The organism is Streptomyces sp. NBC_00322 (assembly GCF_036147535.1).
GTDB lineage: Bacteria > Actinomycetota > Actinomycetes > Streptomycetales > Streptomycetaceae > Streptomyces.
On the sequence record NZ_CP108019.1, the window covers coordinates 1879831 to 1900337 of the forward strand.

At 69.4% G+C, this 20507-nt stretch carries 20 protein-coding genes and 1 pseudogene; 15 read left to right on the plus strand and 6 right to left on the minus strand.

Annotation, left to right across the window (positions count from 1 at the left end; all coding sequences use genetic code 11):
- Nucleotides 1–155: 155 nt before the first annotated feature.
- From OG905_RS08555 to OG905_RS08580, 6 genes are all read right to left on the minus strand, one after another.
- Nucleotides 156–1532 carry an 8-oxoguanine deaminase gene (locus tag OG905_RS08555; RefSeq protein WP_328667140.1) on the minus strand — a complete coding sequence of 459 codons (1377 nt, stop codon included), beginning with the start codon at nucleotides 1530–1532 and terminating at the stop codon, nucleotides 156–158.
- Between the two features lie 309 nt (nucleotides 1533–1841).
- The gene (gene pucL, locus OG905_RS08560; protein ID WP_328667141.1) at nucleotides 1842–2765 is read right to left on the minus strand and encodes a factor-independent urate hydroxylase; all 924 of its coding nucleotides are present in this window, start codon (nucleotides 2763–2765) and stop codon (nucleotides 1842–1844) included.
- Nucleotides 2766–2770: 5 nt separating this feature from the next.
- Nucleotides 2771–3160, minus strand: coding sequence for a hydroxyisourate hydrolase (gene uraH, locus OG905_RS08565; RefSeq protein ID WP_328667142.1), 390 nt, complete (start codon nucleotides 3158–3160; stop codon nucleotides 2771–2773).
- The gene (gene uraD, locus OG905_RS08570) at nucleotides 3157–3699 is read right to left on the minus strand and encodes a 2-oxo-4-hydroxy-4-carboxy-5-ureidoimidazoline decarboxylase (protein WP_328667143.1); all 543 of its coding nucleotides are present in this window, start codon (nucleotides 3697–3699) and stop codon (nucleotides 3157–3159) included. Before uraD ends, uraH begins: the two co-directional genes overlap by 4 nt.
- 773 nt (nucleotides 3700–4472) lie before the next feature.
- Nucleotides 4473–4856 carry a helix-turn-helix domain-containing protein gene (locus OG905_RS08575; RefSeq protein ID WP_266482699.1) on the minus strand — a complete coding sequence of 128 codons (384 nt, stop codon included), beginning with the start codon at nucleotides 4854–4856 and terminating at the stop codon, nucleotides 4473–4475.
- Nucleotides 4853–5101 (minus strand): hypothetical protein, encoded by a 249-nt coding sequence (locus tag OG905_RS08580; RefSeq protein ID WP_328682118.1) that lies wholly within the window; start codon nucleotides 5099–5101, stop codon nucleotides 4853–4855. Before OG905_RS08580 ends, OG905_RS08575 begins: the two co-directional genes overlap by 4 nt.
- A 158-nt stretch (nucleotides 5102–5259) precedes the next feature.
- On the opposite strand from OG905_RS08580, the gene OG905_RS08585 reads away from it, so the two are divergent.
- The 15 genes and pseudogenes from OG905_RS08585 to OG905_RS08655 all read left to right on the plus strand — a co-directional run.
- A complete protein-coding gene (locus OG905_RS08585) occupies nucleotides 5260–6312 on the plus strand; it encodes a lytic transglycosylase domain-containing protein (protein WP_328667144.1) in 1053 nt (350 codons plus the stop codon).
- Between the two features lie 57 nt (nucleotides 6313–6369).
- Nucleotides 6370–7422: an RNA polymerase sigma factor gene (locus OG905_RS08590; protein WP_328667145.1), complete on the plus strand. Its 1053-nt coding sequence runs from the start codon at nucleotides 6370–6372 to the stop codon at nucleotides 7420–7422.
- 100 nt (nucleotides 7423–7522) lie between these two features.
- Nucleotides 7523–8482, plus strand: coding sequence for an ABC transporter ATP-binding protein (locus OG905_RS08595; protein WP_328667146.1), 960 nt, complete (start codon nucleotides 7523–7525; stop codon nucleotides 8480–8482).
- On the plus strand, nucleotides 8479–9249 hold the full coding sequence (locus OG905_RS08600) for an MlaE family ABC transporter permease (RefSeq protein ID WP_328667147.1): 771 nt from the start codon (nucleotides 8479–8481) through the stop codon (nucleotides 9247–9249). Before OG905_RS08595 ends, OG905_RS08600 begins: the two co-directional genes overlap by 4 nt.
- Before the next feature lie 2 nt (nucleotides 9250–9251).
- Nucleotides 9252–10055 (plus strand): MlaE family ABC transporter permease, encoded by an 804-nt coding sequence (locus OG905_RS08605; protein ID WP_328667148.1) that lies wholly within the window; start codon nucleotides 9252–9254, stop codon nucleotides 10053–10055.
- 5 nt (nucleotides 10056–10060) lie between these two features.
- A complete protein-coding gene (locus tag OG905_RS08610; RefSeq protein WP_328667149.1) occupies nucleotides 10061–11305 on the plus strand; it encodes an MCE family protein in 1245 nt (414 codons plus the stop codon).
- A complete protein-coding gene (locus OG905_RS08615) occupies nucleotides 11302–12336 on the plus strand; it encodes an MCE family protein (RefSeq protein WP_328667150.1) in 1035 nt (344 codons plus the stop codon). Before OG905_RS08610 ends, OG905_RS08615 begins: the two co-directional genes overlap by 4 nt.
- A complete protein-coding gene (locus OG905_RS08620) occupies nucleotides 12333–13313 on the plus strand; it encodes an MCE family protein (RefSeq protein ID WP_328667151.1) in 981 nt (326 codons plus the stop codon). The genes OG905_RS08615 and OG905_RS08620 overlap by 4 nt, the downstream gene beginning before the upstream one ends.
- Nucleotides 13314–13351: 38 nt before the next feature.
- Nucleotides 13352–14464: an MCE family protein gene (locus OG905_RS08625; RefSeq protein ID WP_443043908.1), complete on the plus strand. Its 1113-nt coding sequence runs from the start codon at nucleotides 13352–13354 to the stop codon at nucleotides 14462–14464.
- On the plus strand, nucleotides 14461–15735 hold the full coding sequence (locus OG905_RS08630; RefSeq protein ID WP_328667153.1) for an MCE family protein: 1275 nt from the start codon (nucleotides 14461–14463) through the stop codon (nucleotides 15733–15735). The genes OG905_RS08625 and OG905_RS08630 overlap by 4 nt, the downstream gene beginning before the upstream one ends.
- Nucleotides 15732–17000: an MlaD family protein gene (locus OG905_RS08635; RefSeq protein WP_328667154.1), complete on the plus strand. Its 1269-nt coding sequence runs from the start codon at nucleotides 15732–15734 to the stop codon at nucleotides 16998–17000. Before OG905_RS08630 ends, OG905_RS08635 begins: the two co-directional genes overlap by 4 nt.
- Before the next feature lie 113 nt (nucleotides 17001–17113).
- A complete protein-coding gene (locus tag OG905_RS08640; protein WP_328682120.1) occupies nucleotides 17114–17548 on the plus strand; it encodes a hypothetical protein in 435 nt (144 codons plus the stop codon).
- Nucleotides 17549–17597: 49 nt separating this feature from the next.
- On the plus strand, nucleotides 17598–18392 hold the full coding sequence (locus OG905_RS08645) for a hypothetical protein (RefSeq protein ID WP_328667155.1): 795 nt from the start codon (nucleotides 17598–17600) through the stop codon (nucleotides 18390–18392).
- Nucleotides 18393–18578: 186 nt separating this feature from the next.
- Nucleotides 18579–19439 (plus strand): TIM barrel protein, encoded by an 861-nt coding sequence (locus tag OG905_RS08650; protein ID WP_328667156.1) that lies wholly within the window; start codon nucleotides 18579–18581, stop codon nucleotides 19437–19439.
- Between the two features lie 31 nt (nucleotides 19440–19470).
- Nucleotides 19471–20361 (plus strand): annotated as a pseudogene (locus OG905_RS08655) (2-hydroxy-3-oxopropionate reductase); the annotation flags it as partial.
- Between the last annotated feature and the right edge of the window lie 146 nt (nucleotides 20362–20507).

Sequence of the window (20507 nt, forward strand, 5' to 3'; positions counted from 1 at the left end):
CCCGGTGCTTCCGGGGTGTGAAGACACGAGTCACCGTCCCGGGTGGTGCGGCACCGATACGCGGTGCCGCACCACCCGGTCACGGCTGCCATGGACCCCGCTCGGGTCCACGGCCTCCGGTCGAGGGCCGTCCCCCTCGACCGGACTTCTTGTGGTCAGTCCTGCGCGGCGATGCGCGCGAGGCGCTGTGCCTCGTCCCGCGCGGAGCGGGCGATGGCGTCCTCGTCCACCGTGGTCAGGTGGTTGTCCTCGACGACGGTCTTGCCGTTGACGAGGGAGAGCGTCACCGGGGCGGCCGCGCCGAAGACGAGCGCGATCACCGGGTCGGCGATGGAGGAATGAGCGAGCGTGTCCAGCTTCCACAGCACCAGGTCGGCGAGCTTGCCGGCCTCGATGGAGCCGATCTGGTCGGCGCGGCCGAGGACTTGGGCGCCGCCGTACGTACCGAGGCGCAGGGCCTGGCGGGCGTTCAGCGCCGCCTCGCGGTGGGGGCCGAGCCGGTTGATGAGGAGCGCGTTGCGCAGCTCGGTGTGCAGTTCGCCCGACTCGTTGGACGCGGTGCCGTCGACGCCGAGGCCGACCGGGACGCCCGCCTTCAGCATGTCGGGGACGCGGGCGATGCCCGCGGCGAGGCGTGCGTTGGAGGACGGGCAGTGCGCGACACCCGTGCCCGTACGGGCGAAGGCGGCGATGTCCGAGTCGTTCATGTGGACGCAGTGGGCCATCCACACGTCCGCGCCGAGCCAGCCGGTCGACTCGAAGTAGTCGGTCGGGCCCATCCCGAAGAGCTCCTTGCAGAACTCCTCCTCCTCGACGGTCTCCGAGCCGTGCGTGTGCAGCCGTACGCCCTTGCGGCGGGCCAGCTCGGCGCCCTGGCGCATCAGTTCGGTGGAGACGGAGAAGGGCGAGCAGGGCGCGACGGCGATCTGCGTCATCGCGTCGAAGGAGGCGTCGTGGTGCTTGTCGATGGTCTCCTCGGTGGCGGCGAGCGCGCCTTCGAGGGTCTCGACGGCGAAGTCCGGCGGCAGGCCGCCGTCCGACGTGCCGCGGTCCATGGAACCGCGGGCGAGGGTGAAGCGGACACCCATCTCGCTCGCCGCGCCGATGATCGCGCCGGACAGGTCGCCGGAGCCCTGCGGGTAGACGTAGTGGTGGTCCATGGCCGTGGTGACACCGCCGCGGGCCATCATCGCGAGGGAGCCCCGGGCCGCCGCGCGCGCCATCGGCTCGTCGATCCGCGCCCAGGTCGGGTACAGCGCGACCAGCCAGTTGAACAGGTTGTGGTCGGTGGCCAGGCCCCGGGTGATCCACTGGTAGAAGTGGTGGTGCGTGTTGATCAGGCCGGGGGTGATGAGATGGCCGGTGCCGTCGATGCGGCGGACCACATTCTCCAGGCCTTCGGGGGCCTTGCCCGCGCCCACGGACTCGATCCGGTTGTCCGCGACGACGACGTAACCCGAGGCGTACTCGGTGTCGTTCGCGTCCACGGTCGCGATGGCACAGTTCTCGATGACGATGCGCGAAGCCGCCATGGCGGGTCCTCGTTCTTCCCATTGGTGGAACGGACCCGGGGGTCGAGCGGGGTGACGACCGGATCCGCGGTGCTGTTGTTGCGCAGATGCCCCCGCTCTCCCCCTGGACTTAGGGGGTGTCTCTCGGATCTTGCCGGGCTCGCGTGCCCTGGCACGGCACCTCGCTGCGTTGTCGTCAGTCGCCTACGCTCCGCGTGGGCTCCATCCTCCGCCTTGCGATGCACCGCGCCAGACCCCGCTCGCTGATCCGGCCTGATCCGAGAGACACCCCCTGACGCCGGCGCACGCGTCGGGGGTTTTGAGCAGGTACTACAGGTTGGTCATGTCGAGGGGGATCTGCGGCTCGACGCCGTCCCGCAGGACTGTGGCCTCGATCAGACCGTAGGGGCGGTCCGCCGCGAAGTAGACCTCGTTGTCGTTCTTCAGCCCGAACGGCTTGAGGTCCACCAGGAAGTGGTGCTTGTTCGGCAGCGAGAAGCGGATCTCGTCGATCTCGCTGCGGCTGTTGATGATCCGCGAACCCATTTGGTACAGGGTCTGCTGGAGCGAGAGAGAGTACGTCTCCGCGAAGGCCTGGAGCATGTGCTTCCTGGCCTGCTCGTAGGACTTCTCCCAGTTGGGCATGCGCTCCTCGTCCGAGGACCAGTTGTAGCGCCACCTGGCGGACACCTGGGTCGCGAGGATGCGGTCGTGGGCCTCCTGGAGCGTCGTGTACTTGTCCTTGACGTAGCCCCAGAACTCGGAGTTCGTCGAGTTCATCACGACGAGGTCCTTCAGACCCGAGATGACCTGCCACTTCTCACCGTCGAAGGTGATCTGGGTGACGCGGGTCTCCTGGCCCTTGCGGACGAAGGAGTGCTTGACCTCGTCGGCTCCGATGAACTTGGAGTTGTTGTCCGAGGTCTCGATGCGCTCCCAGGCGTACTCCTCGATGCGGATGCGCGCCTGGTGGATCGGCTCCTGGCTGGTCACGAAGTGACGGGCCAGGTGGATGCCGAACTGCTCGGCCGACTCGATGCCGTACTCCTTGGCGAACGCGTACACCGTGTTCTTGGTGGTGTCGGTCGGCAGGACGTTGGCGTTGGAGCCGGAGTAGTGGACGTCGTCCATGTCACCGGAGAGGGCGACCGAGACGTTCAGGTCCTTGATGTGGTGCGTGTCGCCGTCCCGCGTGATCTTGACGACGCGGTTCTCTGCTTTGCCGTACTGGTTCTGGCCGAGAATCGTGGGCATGTCTGCTAGCTCCCTCGGTAAACGGAGTAGCCGAACGGGTTGAGCAGCAGCGGTACGTGATAGTGCTCGCCCGGCGTGACGGCGAAAGTGATCGTCACCTCGGGGAAGAACGCACCGCTGTCCCTTACGCGGGGGGCGTCCTGCTGCGCCTCGGCTTGCTTCTTGGAGAAGTACTGCTCGACCTCGAAGTCGAGACGTACGTGGGTGGTGCCCTCCGGCAGTGCCGGCAGGTCCTTGCAGCGCCCGTCCGCATCGGTCGCTGATCCGCCGAGCGCCATCCACTCCGCGTCGGAGCCGCTGCGGGCCGCGAGCGATATGGCGACGCCCTCGGCGGGGCGTCCGACGCTCGTGTCCAGGATGTGCGTGGACACCGAGGCGGTGGTTTCCGTGCTCATGCGCTCTCTTCCTCTACGAGACGAGTCAGCCGGATACGGTTGATCTTGCCCAGTTCGGTGCGGACGATTTCCCGCTCCTGCTCGGGCGAGTTCCCGATCCGCTCACGGACCGCGTCGCGCATCTGCTCACCGGTCCGGCCGGTGGCGCAGATCAGAAAGACGTGTCCGAACGTGTCCTGGTAGGACAGGTTCAGTTCGAGCATCTCGGCCTTGAGCTCCTCGGAGGCCCCGGACATCCCGCTCTGCTCGCGGGAGGAGGTCGGGTCCCCGGGCTTCGGGCGGCCGATCGGCGGGTGCCCGGCCATCGCCTCGGCCAGATCCTCGACGGTCAGTTCGGCCATGGCGGCGTCACTGGCGTCGAAGAGAGCCTCCATGGTGGCGTACGGACGCTGGGCGAGCAGCTTGCTCCCCCATGCCGAACTGGCGCACACCTCGTGCAGTGCGGCCAGGGCCGCGCTGTCCTGTGAGGCGTTGAACCGGGCGAGGCCCGCTGGGGGTTCGGGGGCCGCCCCCGACAAGGGGTGTGTGCCTGAAGTCACGGGAGCCTCCGTGGCTGTTTTTTCGCTGGTGCGTTGGACGGGCTGCGAGTAGCTAACGCCCTCCGGCAACACGACGTCAACACTTTGTTGAAAACTCGGCAACGCAAAAGCCGCTGTCCGGACATCCAGCAGGTCCACGGTGACACAGAACCGCCGGGCGAGCAGGTTGGCATGCCCAGCTCACAGCGGGAGGGGTGTCAGGGCGCCGTGCCCGGCGTCGTACGGACGGACATTAATAAATGCCGCCCACTGGGCCATAAATAGGAACTACCCCTAACGGCCCACATCGCACAGCCCTCACGTAACTTGGCATAGACCAAGGCGTTATGTGGATGTCATCGCAAACCGGCGCCCAGAAGACGCCGAGCAGGCGGCCGATGCCCGCCCCCGCCACCCCCGTAAAGGCAATTCGCCTCTCAGCATGCCCTCACATGGGAGAGAACTGTTGTGAAAGACATCCTGCTGTGGACCGCTCTGATCTTCGGTGCGGTTTGCACCGTACTGGCGGCCGTGTCTCCGCCTCCGGCCAGCCGGATGTGGCGCACGGACCTGCGAGAGCTGGAACGCCGCCGACGTCTCAGGGCAGTTCTCGCAGCGCAGACCACTTTCCCTCTGGAACCATTGCCCTCGCCGTCGGCAGCCAAGATCATTCCGTCGCCGGACCAGCGGAATGAAGCTCCGTCATGGAGTGCGTGCAAATGCCTTGAATGGAAACCGGAAGAGATGCACGCGAATTTGTAGGACGGTCGGCTCCCCGGGGAACCGACGGCCGCCTACGGGCTCTCCGCCCGCGTCTTTGTTTCCCGGTTCAGGTAGTTGTAGACGGTGAATCGGCTGACGCCGAGCGCACCGGCCACCGTCTCCACACCGTGCCGTACCGAGAACGCGCCGCGCGCCTCCAGGGTTCGCACGACCAGCTGCTTGGTCTTGCGGTCCAGCTCGGACAGCGGCATGCCGTGCCGGCGCTCCATGGCGGCCAGGATGTGGTCGAGAGAGTCCGCGAGCTGCGGGAGCCGGACGGCGAGGACCTCCTCGCCCTCCCAGCTGAGTACGACGTCGTCCTCGCGGGCCTCACCCGGCGCCAGCAGCTCGCCACCCATGGCGTCCACGAGCGGCTTGACGGCCTGTGCGAGTGCGTGGTCGGCGGGCTCGGTCATGCCTCGCCCTCCACCACGTTGACCTGCAGCGAGACCCGGGTGGCCCCGGCGTCCAGGGCCCTGCGCAGCAGCATGTCGACCGCGCTCAGCACCTCGTCGGCGCCGCCCTCGGCCGTATTACCGAAGGGGCCCACATCCACCTTGTCCAGATCCGCGCTCTGGACGACCTCGCGGACGGCCAGCGCGTGCGCCGGCGGCTCGTCCAGATCGAACGGCTCGGTCGTGAACTCCACTCTCAGTCGCACCATGCCCCCACGTTAGCCGCGCCCTTCGGCGCAGTCGTCGGCCTCCCGGCCCGGAAAAGCTCCGGAAAAGGTACGACACGTCGCGACGGACGGACGCCGCTGCCGCGTAGAGCAGGTGAACGGGGCGCAGAGCAGCGGTACTGGGAGGGGTCTGCATCATGACTGGACGCAAGCGCAGAGGTGTCCACGCGAGCGTGGTCGTCACGGCGGCCATGGCGGCACTGACCGCATCACAGGCACCGGGAACGGCGGCGCACGCACCCGCCCCGGCGAGGGTTCGCCCGGCCCCGCCCGGGCCGAGCGTCTCCGGAGACGCCCCATACCGCACCGAGCTTCCGCCACTGCGGGCGCACGGTGCGGCACACGACGCCGAGAGCGGCGCACCGGTCGGCGGGGCGCTGCCCGCCACCGTCCTGGCCGCCTACCGGCAGGCCGAGGACGAGCTCGCGGACAGCAGTCCGGGGTGCCGTCTGCGCTGGCAGCTGCTCGCCGCGATCGGGCAGGTCGAGTCGGGGCAGGCGCGCGGCGGCCGGGTGCGGGCGGACGGCACGACGCTCACCCCGATCCTCGGCCCGCGGCTGGACGGCAACGGGTTCGCCGTCATCAGGGACACCGACGGCGGGCTGTACGACGGGGACTCCGCGTACGACCGTGCCGTCGGCCCGATGCAGTTCATCCCCTCGACCTGGGATGTCTGGGGCGCCGACGGCAACGGCGATGGACACAGTGATCCGGGCAACATCTACGACGCGGCGCTCGCGGCGGGGCGCTACCTGTGCGCGGGCGGGCGCGATCTCTCCCGGGCGGCGGACCTGGACCGCGCGATTCTCGGCTACAACCGCTCCGGTGCGTATCTGCGCACGGTCAGGGCGTGGTTCGCGTACTACCTCGAAGGCCACCGGGTCGTGCCGGACCAGGGTGACGGACCGGCGGTCCGCCCGGAGCCGACGGCGCCCAAGAAGCCGCGGCCGACTGCGTCATCCACGGCTCCCGCCCGCCCGGTCGGCGCGTCCGCCGCGCCCAACTCCTCGCCCACGCCCGCCCCTTCACCTTCGCCTTCGAAGAGCGGCACAACCGCCGCGGAGCCCTCATTGCCGCTGCCGACCGTCCCGGACCCCATCGGCGAGCTGCCCGGGCTCGGCGGGCTGACCAGCAACGGAACGGAATCGATGCGCGCCTCCCCCTCCACAAGCCGGGATACCGGGCGGTAATCTCCCCCGCGCCGGGCCTCTGCACCTGCCCGGCCGGGTGAGCGCGAAGGGGCCCTCATGGCGACGGACACAGACGCGGCCGACGACCGGTGGCAGCGCGCCTGGAGCCACCGCGAGCAGCTGCTCAAGGTGGCCCGGCGCAGGTCCATGAGTCTGGAGGATGCCGAGGACGCCGTGCATGAGGCGATGCTGCGCGCCGCCGAGCACCCGGAACTGGACGACGAGCGCCTCGGCGCGTGGCTGACGACGGTGACGATGCGGCTGTGCGTGGACCGCTACCGGCAGGTCAACCGGGAGAGCGAGGTGCGCAGCCAACCGACGCTCCTGACACCGGTCCCGGTGCCGGTCGAGGAGGCGGTCTGCGACCGCGCCGAGGCCCGGTGGCTCGCCGTACGGAGCGGTGAGCTGCCCGCCCGCCAGGCCGAGGCCCTGTGGCTGAAGTCCGAGGATCTGGATGTCAGCCAGGTCGCCGTGAAGATGGGGCTGAGCTACCGGACGGTCGAATCGCTGCTGGCGCGGGCCCGCAGGACCCTGCGCCATTCGCTGGCCGCCACGCTGGGCGGCGCCCTGTGGCTGATCGGGCACGGCCGCCCGCGCGGCGGGCATGCCCAGGCGGTGGCGGTGGCCTCGACGGCGGCGACGCTGGCGTTCGCGGGCCTGATCCTGCTGCCGCACGTCCACGAGAGCGACGGGCCCGGTTCGCCGAGTCCCGCGTCCCCCGCGGTGTCACAGGCAGGGGATGCGCGGGAGTCGGGCGGTGGCCCTGCGCCGACCGCTCCCACCGCCTCGCCGCAGGCCGATGCGGACACCGGGCGGCCTTCCGGCGGCCCCTTGCTCACGTCCCTGCCCCGGCTTTCGCTGCCCCCTCTGCCGCCGCTGCCGCTGACCGCTCCGGCCGTACCGGACGTACCGGACGTCCCGGGTGTTCCGGAGGTGCCGGAGGTGCCGGAGGTGCCGGAGGTGCCGGAGGTGCCGGAGATTCCCGTACCCGGCCTGTCCGGCCTGCCGTCGGCATCCGTGCCGTCGGCGTCCCTGCCCACGCAGGACCTTCCCACCGGGGACCTTCCCGTGGACATGTCGGACGCCGAGTCGCCCGTTCCTCACCCGTAGGAAACCTCCCGGAAAAATTCTTCGGCCCGCAGCGACGGACCGGCCGCCCCTCCCCGTAGAGCAGATGTCGGAGCTGCTCCACGGCTGAAGGGTGAACCGGATGGGTGTCGAGATCTGTGTGGAAGGACTGACCAAGTCCTTCGGTCACCAGGTCATCTGGCAGGACGTTTCGCTGACGCTGCCCGCCGGCGAGGTGTCGGTGATGCTCGGCCCTTCGGGCACGGGCAAGTCGGTGTTCCTCAAGACGCTCGTCGGGCTGCTCAGGCCCGAACGCGGGTCGATCCGGATCGCGGGAACCGACATCACCGCCCTGCGCGAACACGACCTGTACGAGGTGCGGAAGCTGTTCGGCGTGCTGTTCCAGGACGGCGCGCTGTTCGGGTCCATGAACCTCTACGACAACATCGCCTTCCCGCTGCGGGAGCACACCCGCAAGCCGGAGAGCGCGATCAGACGGATCGTGCTCGAGAAGATGGACATGGTCGGCCTGATCGGCGCCGAGGAGAAACTGCCCGGCGAGATATCCGGCGGTATGCGCAAACGGGCGGGACTGGCCCGGGCGCTGGTGCTCGATCCGGAGATCATCCTCTTCGACGAGCCGGACTCGGGGCTCGACCCGGTCCGGGTGGCCTATCTCAACCAGCTGATCGTCGACCTCAACGCGCAGATCGACGCGACCTTTCTGATCGTCACCCACGACATCGCCTCCGCGCGGCAGGTCCCGGACAACATCGGTCTGCTCTTCCGCCGCGAACTGGTGATGTTCGGCCCCCGCGAGAAGCTGCTGACCAGCGAGGAGCCGGTGGTACGGCAGTTCCTGAACGGCCGGATGCAAGGTCCGATCGGCATGGCCGAGGAGAAGGACGCGGCCCAGGTCGAGCAGGAGCTGGCACAGCTCGGCGAAGCCGCCGACCCCGTACCGCAAGGCCTGCCCGAGCTGACGCCGCGCCTTCTGCCCACCGCGGGGATCACCCGTCCGCCGCGCTGGGAGGCGATCGCCGAACGCGAGGCACTGCGACAGATGCGTGCCGCGGTGCGCGGAAGGGGGGCCGACGCATGAGCCTGTCGCCCACCGGAGCCCTCAGGCACACGGGCAACCTCTTCGCGATGGGTCTCGACGTCCTGCGGACGATACCCAAACGCCCCTTCCAGGCACGGGAGTTCATCCAGCAGGCCTGGTTCATCGCCAGTGTCACGATCCTGCCGACCGCGCTGGTGTCCATTCCCTTCGGCGCCGTGATCGCGCTGCAGATCGGCAGCCTGACCCGGCAGCTGGGGGCGCAGTCCTTCGCCGGTGCCGCGTCCGTCCTTGCGGTGCTGCGCGAGGCCTCGCCGATCGTGACCGCGCTGCTGATCGCCGGGGCGGGAGGCACCGCGATCTGCGCGGACCTCGGGGCGCGGAAGATCCGCGAGGAGATCGACGCGATGCAGGTGCTGGGCATCGACCCCATCCACCGGCTCGTCGTGCCGCGGGTGCTGGCGACGATGCTGGTGGCGGTGCTGCTCAACGGACTGGTCTCGGTCGTCGGCGTGGCCGGCGGCTACTTCTTCAACGTGATCCTGCAGAACGGCACGCCCGGCGCCTATCTCGCCTCGTTCACCACCCTCGCCCAGCTCTCCGACCTGTGGGCGGCCGAGCTGAAGGCCCTGGTGTTCGGCGCCATCGCCGCGATCGTCGCCTCGTACAAGGGGCTCACCGCGAAGGGCGGCCCGAAGGGTGTCGGCGACGCCGTCAACCAGTCGGTCGTGATCACTTTCATGCTGCTGTTCGTCACCAACTTCGTGATGACGGCCGCCTACTTCCAGATCGTGCCGCAGAGGGGATGACGATGGCGCTCACGCAATGGCTCGATGAACTGGGCACCCAACTGACCTTCTACGGGCGCTCGCTGGCGTGGACCGGCCGGACCCTGCGCCGCTACAAGAAGGAGACCCTGCGGCTGCTCGCGGAGGTGAGCTTCGGCCGCGGTGCGCTGGCCGTCGTCGGCGGCACGGTCGGTGTCATCGCCTTCCTGTCCTTCTTCACCGGCACCGAGGTCGGCCTGCAGGGCTATGCGGCCCTCAACCAGCTGGGCACGTCGAACTTCGTGGCCTTCCTCTCGGCGTACTTCAACACCCGTGAGATCGCACCGCTGGTGGCGGGTCTCGCCCTGTCCGCGACGGTCGGCGCCGGATTCACCGCGCAGCTCGGCGCGATGCGGATCAGCGAGGAGACCGACGCGCTGGAGGTGATGGGCGTTCCCTCGCTGCCGTTCCTGGTGACCACCCGGATGATCGCCGGTTTTGTCGCCGTGATCCCGCTGTATGTGATCGGGCTGCTGTCCTCGTACCTCGCCGCGCGCACCATCACGACCGGCTACTACGGGCAGTCGACCGGCACCTACGACCACTACTTCCAGCAGTATCTGCCGCCGGTCGACGTGCTGTGGTCCTTCGGCAAGGTCATCGTCTTCGCCGTCGTGATCATCCTTGTGCACTGCTACTACGGCTACTACGCGAGCGGCGGCCCGGCGGGCGTGGGCGTCGCGGTCGGCCGTGCGGTGCGCACCTCCATCGTCGCCGTCAACATCCTCGACTTCTTCCTCAGTCTGGCGATCTGGGGCGCCAACACGACCGTACGGATTGCGGGGTAGGGCCGATGCGGACCGTGAGACTGAAGCTGTACGGCGTCGCCTTCATCGTGGTGATGGGGCTGTTGCTGTCGTTGTCCGTGGCCGTGTACCAGCAGGTGTTCACCTCGGTCGTACGCATCACGCTGGAGGCCGACACACTGGGCAACCAGCTGGATCCGCGAGCCGACGTCAAGCTGCGCGGGCTGCTGGTCGGCGAGGTGCGCGCGGTGCGGGCCGACGGCCGCAAGGCGACCGTCGACATCGCGCTCAAGCCGGAGCATGTCGCCCGGATCCCGGCCGACGTGCACGCCCGGCTGCTGCCCAAGACGCTGTTCGGCGAGAAGTTCGTCGAGCTGGTGCCGCCGCGCGGGTCCGGTGTCCGGCCCATCCGGGCCGGTGATGTCATCACCCAGGACCGCACCACGGTCGGCATCGAGGTGCAGCAGCTGTTGAACGACCTGCTGCCGCTGCTGCGCACCGTACGGCCCGCGGAGCTCAACGCCACCCTGTCCGCGTTCGCCACCGCACTCGAAGGACGCGGCGACCGTGTCGGCGCCAATCTGACCCGCGTCGAGGGGTATCTGCGCGAGCTCAACCCCCATATGCCGTCCATCAAGGAGGACATCGCGCGCTTCGCCGATGTGGCCGAGGTGTACGGCGACGCCGCACCCGATCTGATGCGGATCCTGCGCAACTCCGTCACCACCAGCCGCACGCTCGTCGAGCAGCAGGACCGGCTGGCCGAGGCCCTGAAGGCGACCACCACGGTCGCGGGCACCGCGGAGAAGTTCTTCGACGACAACGGCGACCGGCTGATCACGCTCGGCCGGGTCTCCCGGCCCACGCTGGCGCTGTTCGCCCGCTACTCCCCCGAATACCCCTGCCTCCTCGACGGCCTGGTGCGCCAGGAGGCGGCATCCGAAAAGGCGTTCGCGGGCGGGGAGATGCGCATCACGCTCGAATTCGTCCGCCCCAGGCCCGCATACCGACCCGGTGAGGAACCGCGCTATGCAGAGCGCTCAGGACCCGACTGCAGAGGTCTGCCCAGCCCCCATGTCCCGGCACCGGATGTCCATCTCGACGACGGTACGAAGCGGACCGGCGCGGGCGGGCTGCCCGGCGGAGCCGGGGTGTCGGCCACCGCGGCCGAGCAGCGGGCCGTCGGCTCGCTCGTGGCCCCCGTCCTCGGGGTGCCGGCCGACCGGGTGCCCGCGGTCACGACGCTGCTGTTCGGACCGATGGCCCGCGGAACGGCGGTGAGTGTCGCATGAGGAGGGCACCTGCCACCGCGGCCATGGCGCCGCTGGTCAAGTTCAGTGTGTTCGCCGTGGTGACGGTGCTGGCGACCGCGCTGCTCGCGGCCACCATCGTCAATATTTCGTTTGCGAAGGAGGACACCTACCGGGCGGTGTTCAGCGATGTCACCAGCCTGGAGGAGGGCGACGACATCCGGGTCGCCGGAGTGCGCGTCGGTGAGGTCCGGGACATCGCGATCAAGGACCGCACGCTCGCCGAGGTGACGTTCACCGTCGCCCATGACCGGCCGCTGCTGGCGAGCACCGGCGCGGTCATCCGCTACCGGAGTCTGGTGGGCTCGCGCTATGTCGCGCTGACCGAGGGCGCGGGCAACGGCACGCGCCTGGAGGCGGGCGGGGTGATCCCGCTGTCCCGGACGAAGCCCGCGCTCGATCTCAACGCGCTGCTCGGCGGGTTCAAGCCGCTGTTCGCGGCGCTCAGCCCCAATGACGTCAACCAGCTCGCCACCGAGATCATCAAGACCCTGCAGGGCGAGGGCGGGACGGTTAACAGCCTGCTCGCCCACACCGCGTCGCTCACCACGACGATCGCCGACCGCGACGAGCTGATCGGCTCCGTGATCGACAACCTCAACACGGTGCTGGGGACGCTGGACAAGCGCGATGCCCGCTTCTCCGGCCTGCTCAAGCAGCTGCAGCGGCTGATCTCCGGGCTGTCCGCCGACCGCAAGCCGATCGGTGCCTCGCTGGCGGGCATCGACGGGCTGACCGAGGCCACCTCGGGTCTGCTCCAGGACGCCCGGCCGCCGCTGCGTGGCGACATCGCCGGGCTGAGAGAGCTCACCGGAACGCTGAACGAGAACGAGAAGACCGTGGAGGGCGTGCTGAAACGGCTGCCGAACAAGCTCAACAAGCTGACGGGGACCGCCTCGTACGGCTCCTGGTTCAACTTCTACCTCTGTGACTTCGACGGCCGGATCGTGCTGCCGAAGACCAAAGAGGTCATCACCCCCGAGCTCCATGTCGCCCGCGCGAGGTGCTCATGATCCCGTTCCGCGAGAGAAATCCTTCTGTGATCGGAGCCGTGGGCGTCACCACGCTCGCGCTGCTGGCCCTGGCCGCGTTCAACGCCGACAGCCTGCCGCTGATCGGCGACGGAGAGACGTACAGCGCTGCCTTCTCCGAGGCGGGCGGCCTCAAGCCCGGCGACGAGGTGCGGATCGCCGGGGTCAAGGTGGGCAAGGTCGACGAGGTCGACCTGGACGGTGACCATGTGAAGGTCACCTTCCGGGTCAAGGGCGAGCCGGAGTTCGGCACCCGGACCGGGGCCGCCATCAGGGTCAAGACGATTCTGGGCGCGAAGTACCTCGCGCTGCAGCCGAAGGGATCCGGGCAGCTGCGGCCCAGCAGTGAGATCCCGCTCAACAGGACAACTCCCGCGTACGACGTCGTGGCGGCGTTCAGCGATCTGACGACCACCACGGAGAAGGTGGACACCGCCCGGCTGGCGAAGGCGCTCGACACCATCTCCACCACCTTCGAGGATTCGCCCGCCGAGGTACGGGCGTCCATCAAGGGTCTTTCGAAGATCTCCCGGACGGTGGCCTCCCGCGATCAGTCGCTGCGAGAACTCCTCGATCACGCCAACGGGGTCACCGGCGTGCTGAAGGACCGCTCCGACGAGTTCGCCGTACTGGTCAAGGACGGCGACAAGCTCTTCAAGGAGATCGCCGCGCGGCGGGCGGCGATCCACTCACTGCTCAAGAGCTCGGCCGCACTCGGCGTCCAGCTCTCGGGCCTGGTGGAGGACAACCGCAAGCAGATCGGCCCGGCGCTCAAGGGCCTGGGCTCGGTGGTCGCCATGCTCGAACGCAACCAGGCGAGCCTCGACCGGAGCATCAAGCTGCTGGCGCCCTATGTGCGGGTGTTCACCAACACCCTCGGCAACGGGCGGTGGTTCGACAGCTATATCCAGAACATGGTCGCCACTCCGGTGGCTCCGCGGACGGGAGGCTCGCGATGAACGCCCGGCTCGTATGGAGAGGACGTCCAGCCCGGCGCGTGGCACTGGCCGTGGCGTTCGCGCTCGTCGCGGGCACGACCGCGGTCGTCCTGTGGCCGCGCTCGTCCCCGGTGCATGTCACCGCGTACTTCCCGCGCACCGTCGGCATCCACCCCGGCTCGGACGTACGCGTCCTCGGCGTCCGCGTCGGAGAGGTCGGCAAGATCACGCCGGAGGGCGGCCGGGTGCGGGTGGAGCTGGAGTACGAGCCCGGTCGCAGGATCCCCGCGAACGCGCAGGCCGCGATCATCAACTCCTCGGTCGTCAGCGACCGTTATGTACAGTTGCTCCCCGTCTACCGCGGCGGGCCCGCGATGAAGGACGGCGCGGTCATTCCGCTGAGCCGCACGGCCGTGCCGGTCGAGCTGGACCGGGTCTTCGACAGCCTGCACACGACAGCCGAGGCCTTCGGCCCCAAGGGCGCCAACGCGGACGGTTCGCTGTCCCGGCTGCTCGGTGTGAGCGCGGACAACCTCGAGGGCCAGGGCGCCAAGCTCCACCAGACGGTCGAGGACCTGTCGCTGGCGGTCACCACCCTGTCCGATGGCAGGCAGGACCTGTTCGGCACCGTACGGAATCTGCAGGTGTTCACCGCGGCGCTGGCCGCCGACGACAAGAACGTGCGGTCGTTCAACGACAGCCTCGCCCAGGTGGCCGACCAGCTCGCAGGCGAACGGAAGGACCTCGCGGCGGCGCTGCGGAATCTGGGGGTGGCGCTCGGCGACGTGTCCGCGTTCGTACGCGGCAACAAGAAGGCGCTGACCGCCGATGTGAAGGGACTCAGCAAGGTGACCCGAGTGCTGGTCACCCAGCGTGCCGCGCTGGCGGAACTGCTGGAGGTCGCACCGGCCGGGCTCTCCAATCTGCAGAACGCCTACAACCCCTCGTCCGGCACCCTCGACACCCGTAACAACCTGAACCAGTCACAGGATCCGGCCGCGCTGCTGTGCTCGCTGCTGCGCACCACGGGGGACGCGGGCGGCAAGAACCCGGACTGCAAGGAGCTCCAGCAGCTCTTCGACACGCTGCCCCAACTGCCCACCGCCGCACCGGTGTCGGGCACCGGACCGGTCGACCGGACGCTCGGCGGAATCCTGGAGGCCGGTGCATGAGGTTCAGCAGAGTGCTGCGCGGGGGCCGGGCCGCGGCCCTGTGGACGGCGATGGGCTCGGTCGTGCTCACCGGCTGCGAGTTCAACGGTCTGTACGACGTGGGGCTGCCCGGCGGCGCCGCCGACGACGGCAACGCCTACCGGGTCACCGTCGAGTTCCGGGACGTACTCGATCTGGTGCCGCAGTCGGCCGTGAAGGTCAACAACGTCACGGTGGGCGCGGTCGAGAAGGTGGAACTGGCCGGCTGGCACGCCCGGGTGCGGCTGCGGGTCGACGGCAAGGTGAAGCTGCCGGCCAACGCGATCGCCGAGCTGCGCCAGACCAGCATGCTCGGCGAGAAGTACGTGGCGCTGTCCGCACCGGTGGACAGCGCCCCAACGGGCAGCCTCGGCGACGGCGACCGGATCCCGCTGTCGCGCAGCGGGCGCAACCCGGAGATCGAGGAGGTTCTGTCCGCACTGTCGGCGCTGCTCAACGGCGGCGGGGTGGCCCAGCTGAAGACGGTCACCACGGAGCTGAACAAGGCCCTGGAGGGCCGGGAGAACCGGGTGAAGTCCCTGCTGAGCGAGCTGGACACCTTCATCGGCGGCCTCGACGGGCAGCGCAAGGAGATCGTCCGCGCGCTCGAAGGCATCGACCGGCTGGCCGCGCGTCTTGCACGGGAGAAGAAGACCATCGCCACGGCGGTCGACACCATGCCGGGCGCCCTGAAGGTGCTGGCCGACCAGCGCCGCAATCTGACCGCGATGCTCACCTCGCTCTCCAAGCTCGGCACGGCGGGCACCAAGGTGGTCAATGCCTCGCGGGCCGACCTGGTCGCCAATCTGCGCAGTCTGCGGCCGATCCTGGCGCAGTTGAACAAGGCGGGCAGTGATCTGCCGAACGCGCTGGAGCTGCTGACGACATATCCGTTCCCGCGCAATGTGACGGGCGCGATCAAGGGCGACTACGTCAATCTCAAGATCACCGCGGATCTCGATCTCGCGAGCATCTACGGCAATCTCGCCGAGGAGCCCAAGAAGCCGGGCGCACCGGACAAGCCCGGGCTGCCGGACCTGCCCGAGCTGCCCGGCGTACCGCTGCCCACCTCGCTGCCGAGGGTCCCGGGCGCGCCTTCGACACCTTCTTCCCCGCCGGTCGACCCGGATCCGCTGTGCCCGCCGGTGTGCACCGGCAGTTACGCCGCCTACGGAGGCGGGGACGCCGAACGCTTTCCGGCCGGGGTCTCACCCGCCCTCGCCGAGCTCATGCTGAAGGGGATGCAGCCGTGATCACTCGTACGGTCAAGGCCCAGTTGCTCGCCTTTGCCACGATCACCGCCGTCGGGGTGTCGTACGTCGGAGCCCAGTACACGGGCCTGGCGGACATGCTTCTCGACCGCGGTTACACCGTGCGCGCCGAGTTCACCGAGTCCGGAGGCGTCTTCCCGGGGGCGGAGGTCACCTATCGCGGGGTGCCGGTCGGCCGCGTCGGTGAACTGCGACTTGCGGGCGCCGACGGGGTGCAGGTGACGCTGGACATCGAGGACGGGGTGCGGATACCGGCCGACACGCTGGCGGTCGTGGCGAACCGCTCGGCGGTCGGCGAGCAGTACGTCGACCTGCAGCCGCGGGACAGCGACGGCCCCTATCTGCGGGACGGCAGCGTGATCGGCCGCGGTGACACCCGGGTGCCGCTGCCCACCACGGATGTCGTGCTGAGCCTGGACCGCCTGGTCAACTCCGTGGGCAAGGAGGATCTGCGGATCACGGTCGACGAGCTCGGCAAGGCCTTCGCCGGAACCGGCCCCCATCTGAGCCGACTTGTCGACTCGGGCAACAGCCTCGTGGAGTCGGCGTCCGCGTCACTGCCGCAGACCGTCTCGCTGATCGAGGACTCGCGCACGGTTCTCAAGACGCAGGTCGACAAGGGCTCGGCCATCAAGTCCTTCTCGCACGACCTGGCGGCCCTGACCGCCGAGCTGAAGTCGAGCGACGGGGATCTGCGCAAGCTGATCGGCTCGGCCGCGCCTGCCGCGCAGGAGCTGAACTCGCTGCTCAAGGCGAACGAGACCCAACTGCCCGTACTGCTGGGAAATCTGATCAGCGGCGGCCAGATCACAGTGGCCAGGCTGCCCGGCGTCGAACAGGCCCTGGTGACCTTCCCGGTGGTCGTCGCGGGCAGCTCCACCGTGATCCCGGGCGACGGCACCACCCACTTCGGGCTGGTCGCCGGAGCCGACGATCCGCCGCCGTGCCGCCAGGGATACGGCACCCAGCGGCGCGACCCCGCGGACACCGCCGAGCGCCCCGCGAACACGGGCGCGCACTGCACGGCCCCCCGCGGCAGCGCCACCTCGGTCCGCGGCGCACAGAACGTGCCCGGCGCGACGGCGGCGGGGGCCGGCCGGGCGGCGTATGTCACCCCGTACGACCCCGAGACCGGCATCGTCGCCGGTCCGGACGGAACGCTCGTCGAGATCGGCTCGACGGGCGGCGAACAGAGCGTGCTCGGAAAGGACTCGTGGCAATGGCTGCTCGTCGGACCTATGGCATGAACGCGGGCATCCTCGCGCGCCTGACGCGCTCGCTGCGCCTGCTCGGCACCAGAACGGCGGCCTCCGCCCGGCAGGGCAGAACGACGGCGGCGGCGCTCGTGGTGGCGACAGTCATGACCACGGCGCTGAGCGGCTGGCTCTGCGTGCAGGTGTACGAGCAGCGCGCCGAGGCACAGCGGCACCAGGAGATCCTGGCCGCCGCCCGGCAGTCCGCGCTGAACTTCACCTCGCTGGACTACCGGCACTACGCGCAGGACAGCGAGAACGTACTGAAGGGCGCCACCGGTGACTTCAAGGAGCAGTTCTCCGCGCAGACGAACGAACTGACGAAGCTGGTCGCGGCCAACAAATCGGTGTCGCAGGGGCAGGTGCTCGAAGCGGGCATCACACGTTCCGACGAGCGCACGGCCCGCGTACTGGTCGTCGCCGACAGCAAGGTGACCAACACCGCCGCCCCGGGGGGCCAGGCCCGCACCTATCGGCTGCAGCTCGATCTCGTACATGAGAACGGCCGCTGGCTGACGTCCGACGTCGAGTTTGTCGGCTGACCGCGTGCCCGGCCACACACCCGTACCACCTGCAGTGAGGAGCAAGGCAGTGAGGAGCAACACCGTGGCGAACCCGACCGGCAAAGGCCCCGGCACCGCATCCCCCGGCCGTCGCTCGATGGCGGCCGCCGCCCGCGCGGCGGCCAGGCGTACGGAACGGGTCGCGACCCGCAGTCCCGAGGAGACGCGTCCGCAGGCAGGGGACGAGACGCGTGCGCAGGAACCGGACGAGCTGCCTCTGGAGGCACCGGACGACGCGAGCCAGGGACGGAAAGCGGTCGAACAGCAGGCCGGGCCCGTCCTGGTCGCCGACGAACCGGTGGCCGCTGCCGCCCGCGGGCGACGGCGAGGCAGGTTCTGCGCCGTGCTGGCCGTGCTGGTGGCGGCGCTGCTGGCCGCGGTCGCCGTGCTCGGCTGGGAGTACGGGGACGGCCTGCGGACGCAGGGGGCGCGGGCGCAGGCGCTCGCCGCGGCGCGGAAAGCGGCGCCTGTGGTGCTGTCGTACGACTACCGGCGGCTCGACAAGGACTTCGCCGCGGCGCGCGGCCATCTGACCGGTTCGTTCCGTGACGAGTACGCCAGGACGACGGCGAGGGTGGTGGCGCCGACCGCGGCGAAGTACCACGGGGTGGTCAGGGCGACGGTGGTGAAGCCGCCGGGCGGCGGCGCACCGGCGGCCTCGGTGGTGTCGGCCTCGCCGGACAGGGCCGTCGTGCTGCTCTTCGTCAACCAGGTGACCACGAGCACGCAGGTGACGGGGCCGCGTCTCGACCTGAACCGGGTGCGGATGACTCTGACCCGTACGTCCGCGGGCTGGAAGGTGAGCGCGGTGGACGCGTTGTAGCCCTTTCGCCCGCGGAAAGCCCCTGAGCGCCTTCCGAGCCGGGGACAGGAGCCTGAACAGGCCCTCTGTCCCCCGCTCGGGGGGCGCTTTTTCGTTGCCCGCTCTTGACAGCCCTCCCCCACCCCAGGCAATCTTCCGTTAAGCAGAAACTGACTTCCGCAATACGGAAGGAGCGCAGAACCCCTCATGGCCCCTCTTTTCACGAATAAGCGCGGCACGGACCAGCGCTTCGATGTGAACCTCTCGATCCTCTTCACGGAACTCCCGCTCCTGGAGCGCCCCGCGGCAGCAGCCGCGGCGGGCTTCAGCGCGGTCGAGCTGTGGTGGCCCTGGATCGAGACCCCCACCCCGCCCCAGGCCGAGCTCGACGCCCTCAAGAAGGCGCTCGACGACGCGGGCACCCAGCTGGTGGGCCTGAACTTCTACGCCGGGCAGCTGCCGGGCCCCGACCGCGGCGCGCTCTCAGTGCCCGGCGAGGAGTCCGGCCGCTTCCGCGCCAACATCGAGGTGGCCGCGGACTTCGCCGCCTCGGTGGGCTGCAGGGCGCTCAACGCGCTGTACGGCAACCGCGTCGAGGGCGTCGACCCGGCCGTCCAGGACGAACTCGCCCTGGAGAACCTGGTACTCGCGGCCCGCGCGGCCGACCGGATCGGCGCGATCCTGCTGGTCGAGACGCTCAACAAGCCGGAGTCCCCGCTCTACCCGCTGGTGAGCGCCCCGGCCGCGATCGAGGTCGTCGACAAGGTGAACGCGGCGACGGGACTCGGAAACGCCAAGTTCCTCCTCGACATCTACCACCTGTCGATGAACGGCGAGGACGTCAGCCAGGTCATCGCGGCCTACGCCGACAAGACCGGCCACGTCCAGATCGCGGACAACCCGGGCCGAGGCGCGCCGGGCACCGGCTCACTGCCGCTGGAACGGCTTCTCGACGAGCTGACGAAGGCCGGTTACGACGGCTGGGTGGGCCTCGAGTACAAGGCCGGCGACCGCCCGAGCGCCGAGTCCTTCGGCTGGCTCCCGGCCGAGGCCCGCGCGGCCAACTGACGTCACGTACAAGAGTTTTGAGAGAGGCACCCTCATGAGCACCCCCAAGATCGCATGGATCGGCCTCGGCATCATGGGCTCCCCCATGTCCGAGAACCTGCTGAAGGCGGGTTACCAGGTCACCGGCTTCACCCTGGAGCAGGACAAGCTGGACCGCCTCACCGCCGCCGGTGGCACCGCGGCCTCCTCGATCGCCGATGCCGTCAAGGACGCCGACGTCATCATCACGATGGTGCCCGCCTCCCCGCAGGTCGAGGCCATCTCGTACGGCGAGAACGGCATCCTGCAGAACGCCAAGCGAGGCGCCCTCCTGATCGACATGTCCTCCATCACCCCCCAGACCTCCGTGGACCTCGCCAAGGCCGCGGCCGAGGAGGGCATCCGCGTACTGGACGCCCCGGTCTCCGGCGGCGAGGCGGGCGCGATCGAGGCGGTACTGTCGATCATGGTCGGCGGCGAGCAGGCCGACTTCGACAGCGCGCTGCCGATCCTTCAGGCGCTGGGCAAGACCATCGTCCTGTGCGGTCCGCACGGCTCCGGCCAGACGGTGAAGGCCGCCAACCAGCTGATCGTCGCGGTCAACATCCAGGCCTGCGCCGAGGCCGTCGTCTTCCTCGAGAAGTCCGGCGTGAACCTCCAGGCCGCTCTGGATGTCCTGAACGGCGGTCTGGCCGGCTCCACGGTCCTGTCCCGCAAGAAGGACAACTTCCTGAACCGGGACTTCAAGCCCGGCTTCCGGATCGACCTGCACCACAAGGACATGGGCATCGTCACCGACGCCGCCCGCAACGTCGGCGCCGCGCTGCCCGTCGGTGCGGTCGTCGCCCAGCTCGTCGCCTCCCTGCGCGCGCAGGGCGACGGCGGCCTCGACCACTCCGCTCTGCTGCGCGCCGTCGAGCGCCTCTCCGGGCAGCAGGTCTGAGTCCGGGCCCGCACCGGGCCCCCAGATTTCCGGACGGTGTCGGCGCTGACACCTGTCCTGTCGCGCCCAGGCGCCGACGCCGTCCGGAACACCACACTTCGCTTTCAACAAACTGTTGACGTGATGTTCGAGGCGAATCTACGCTC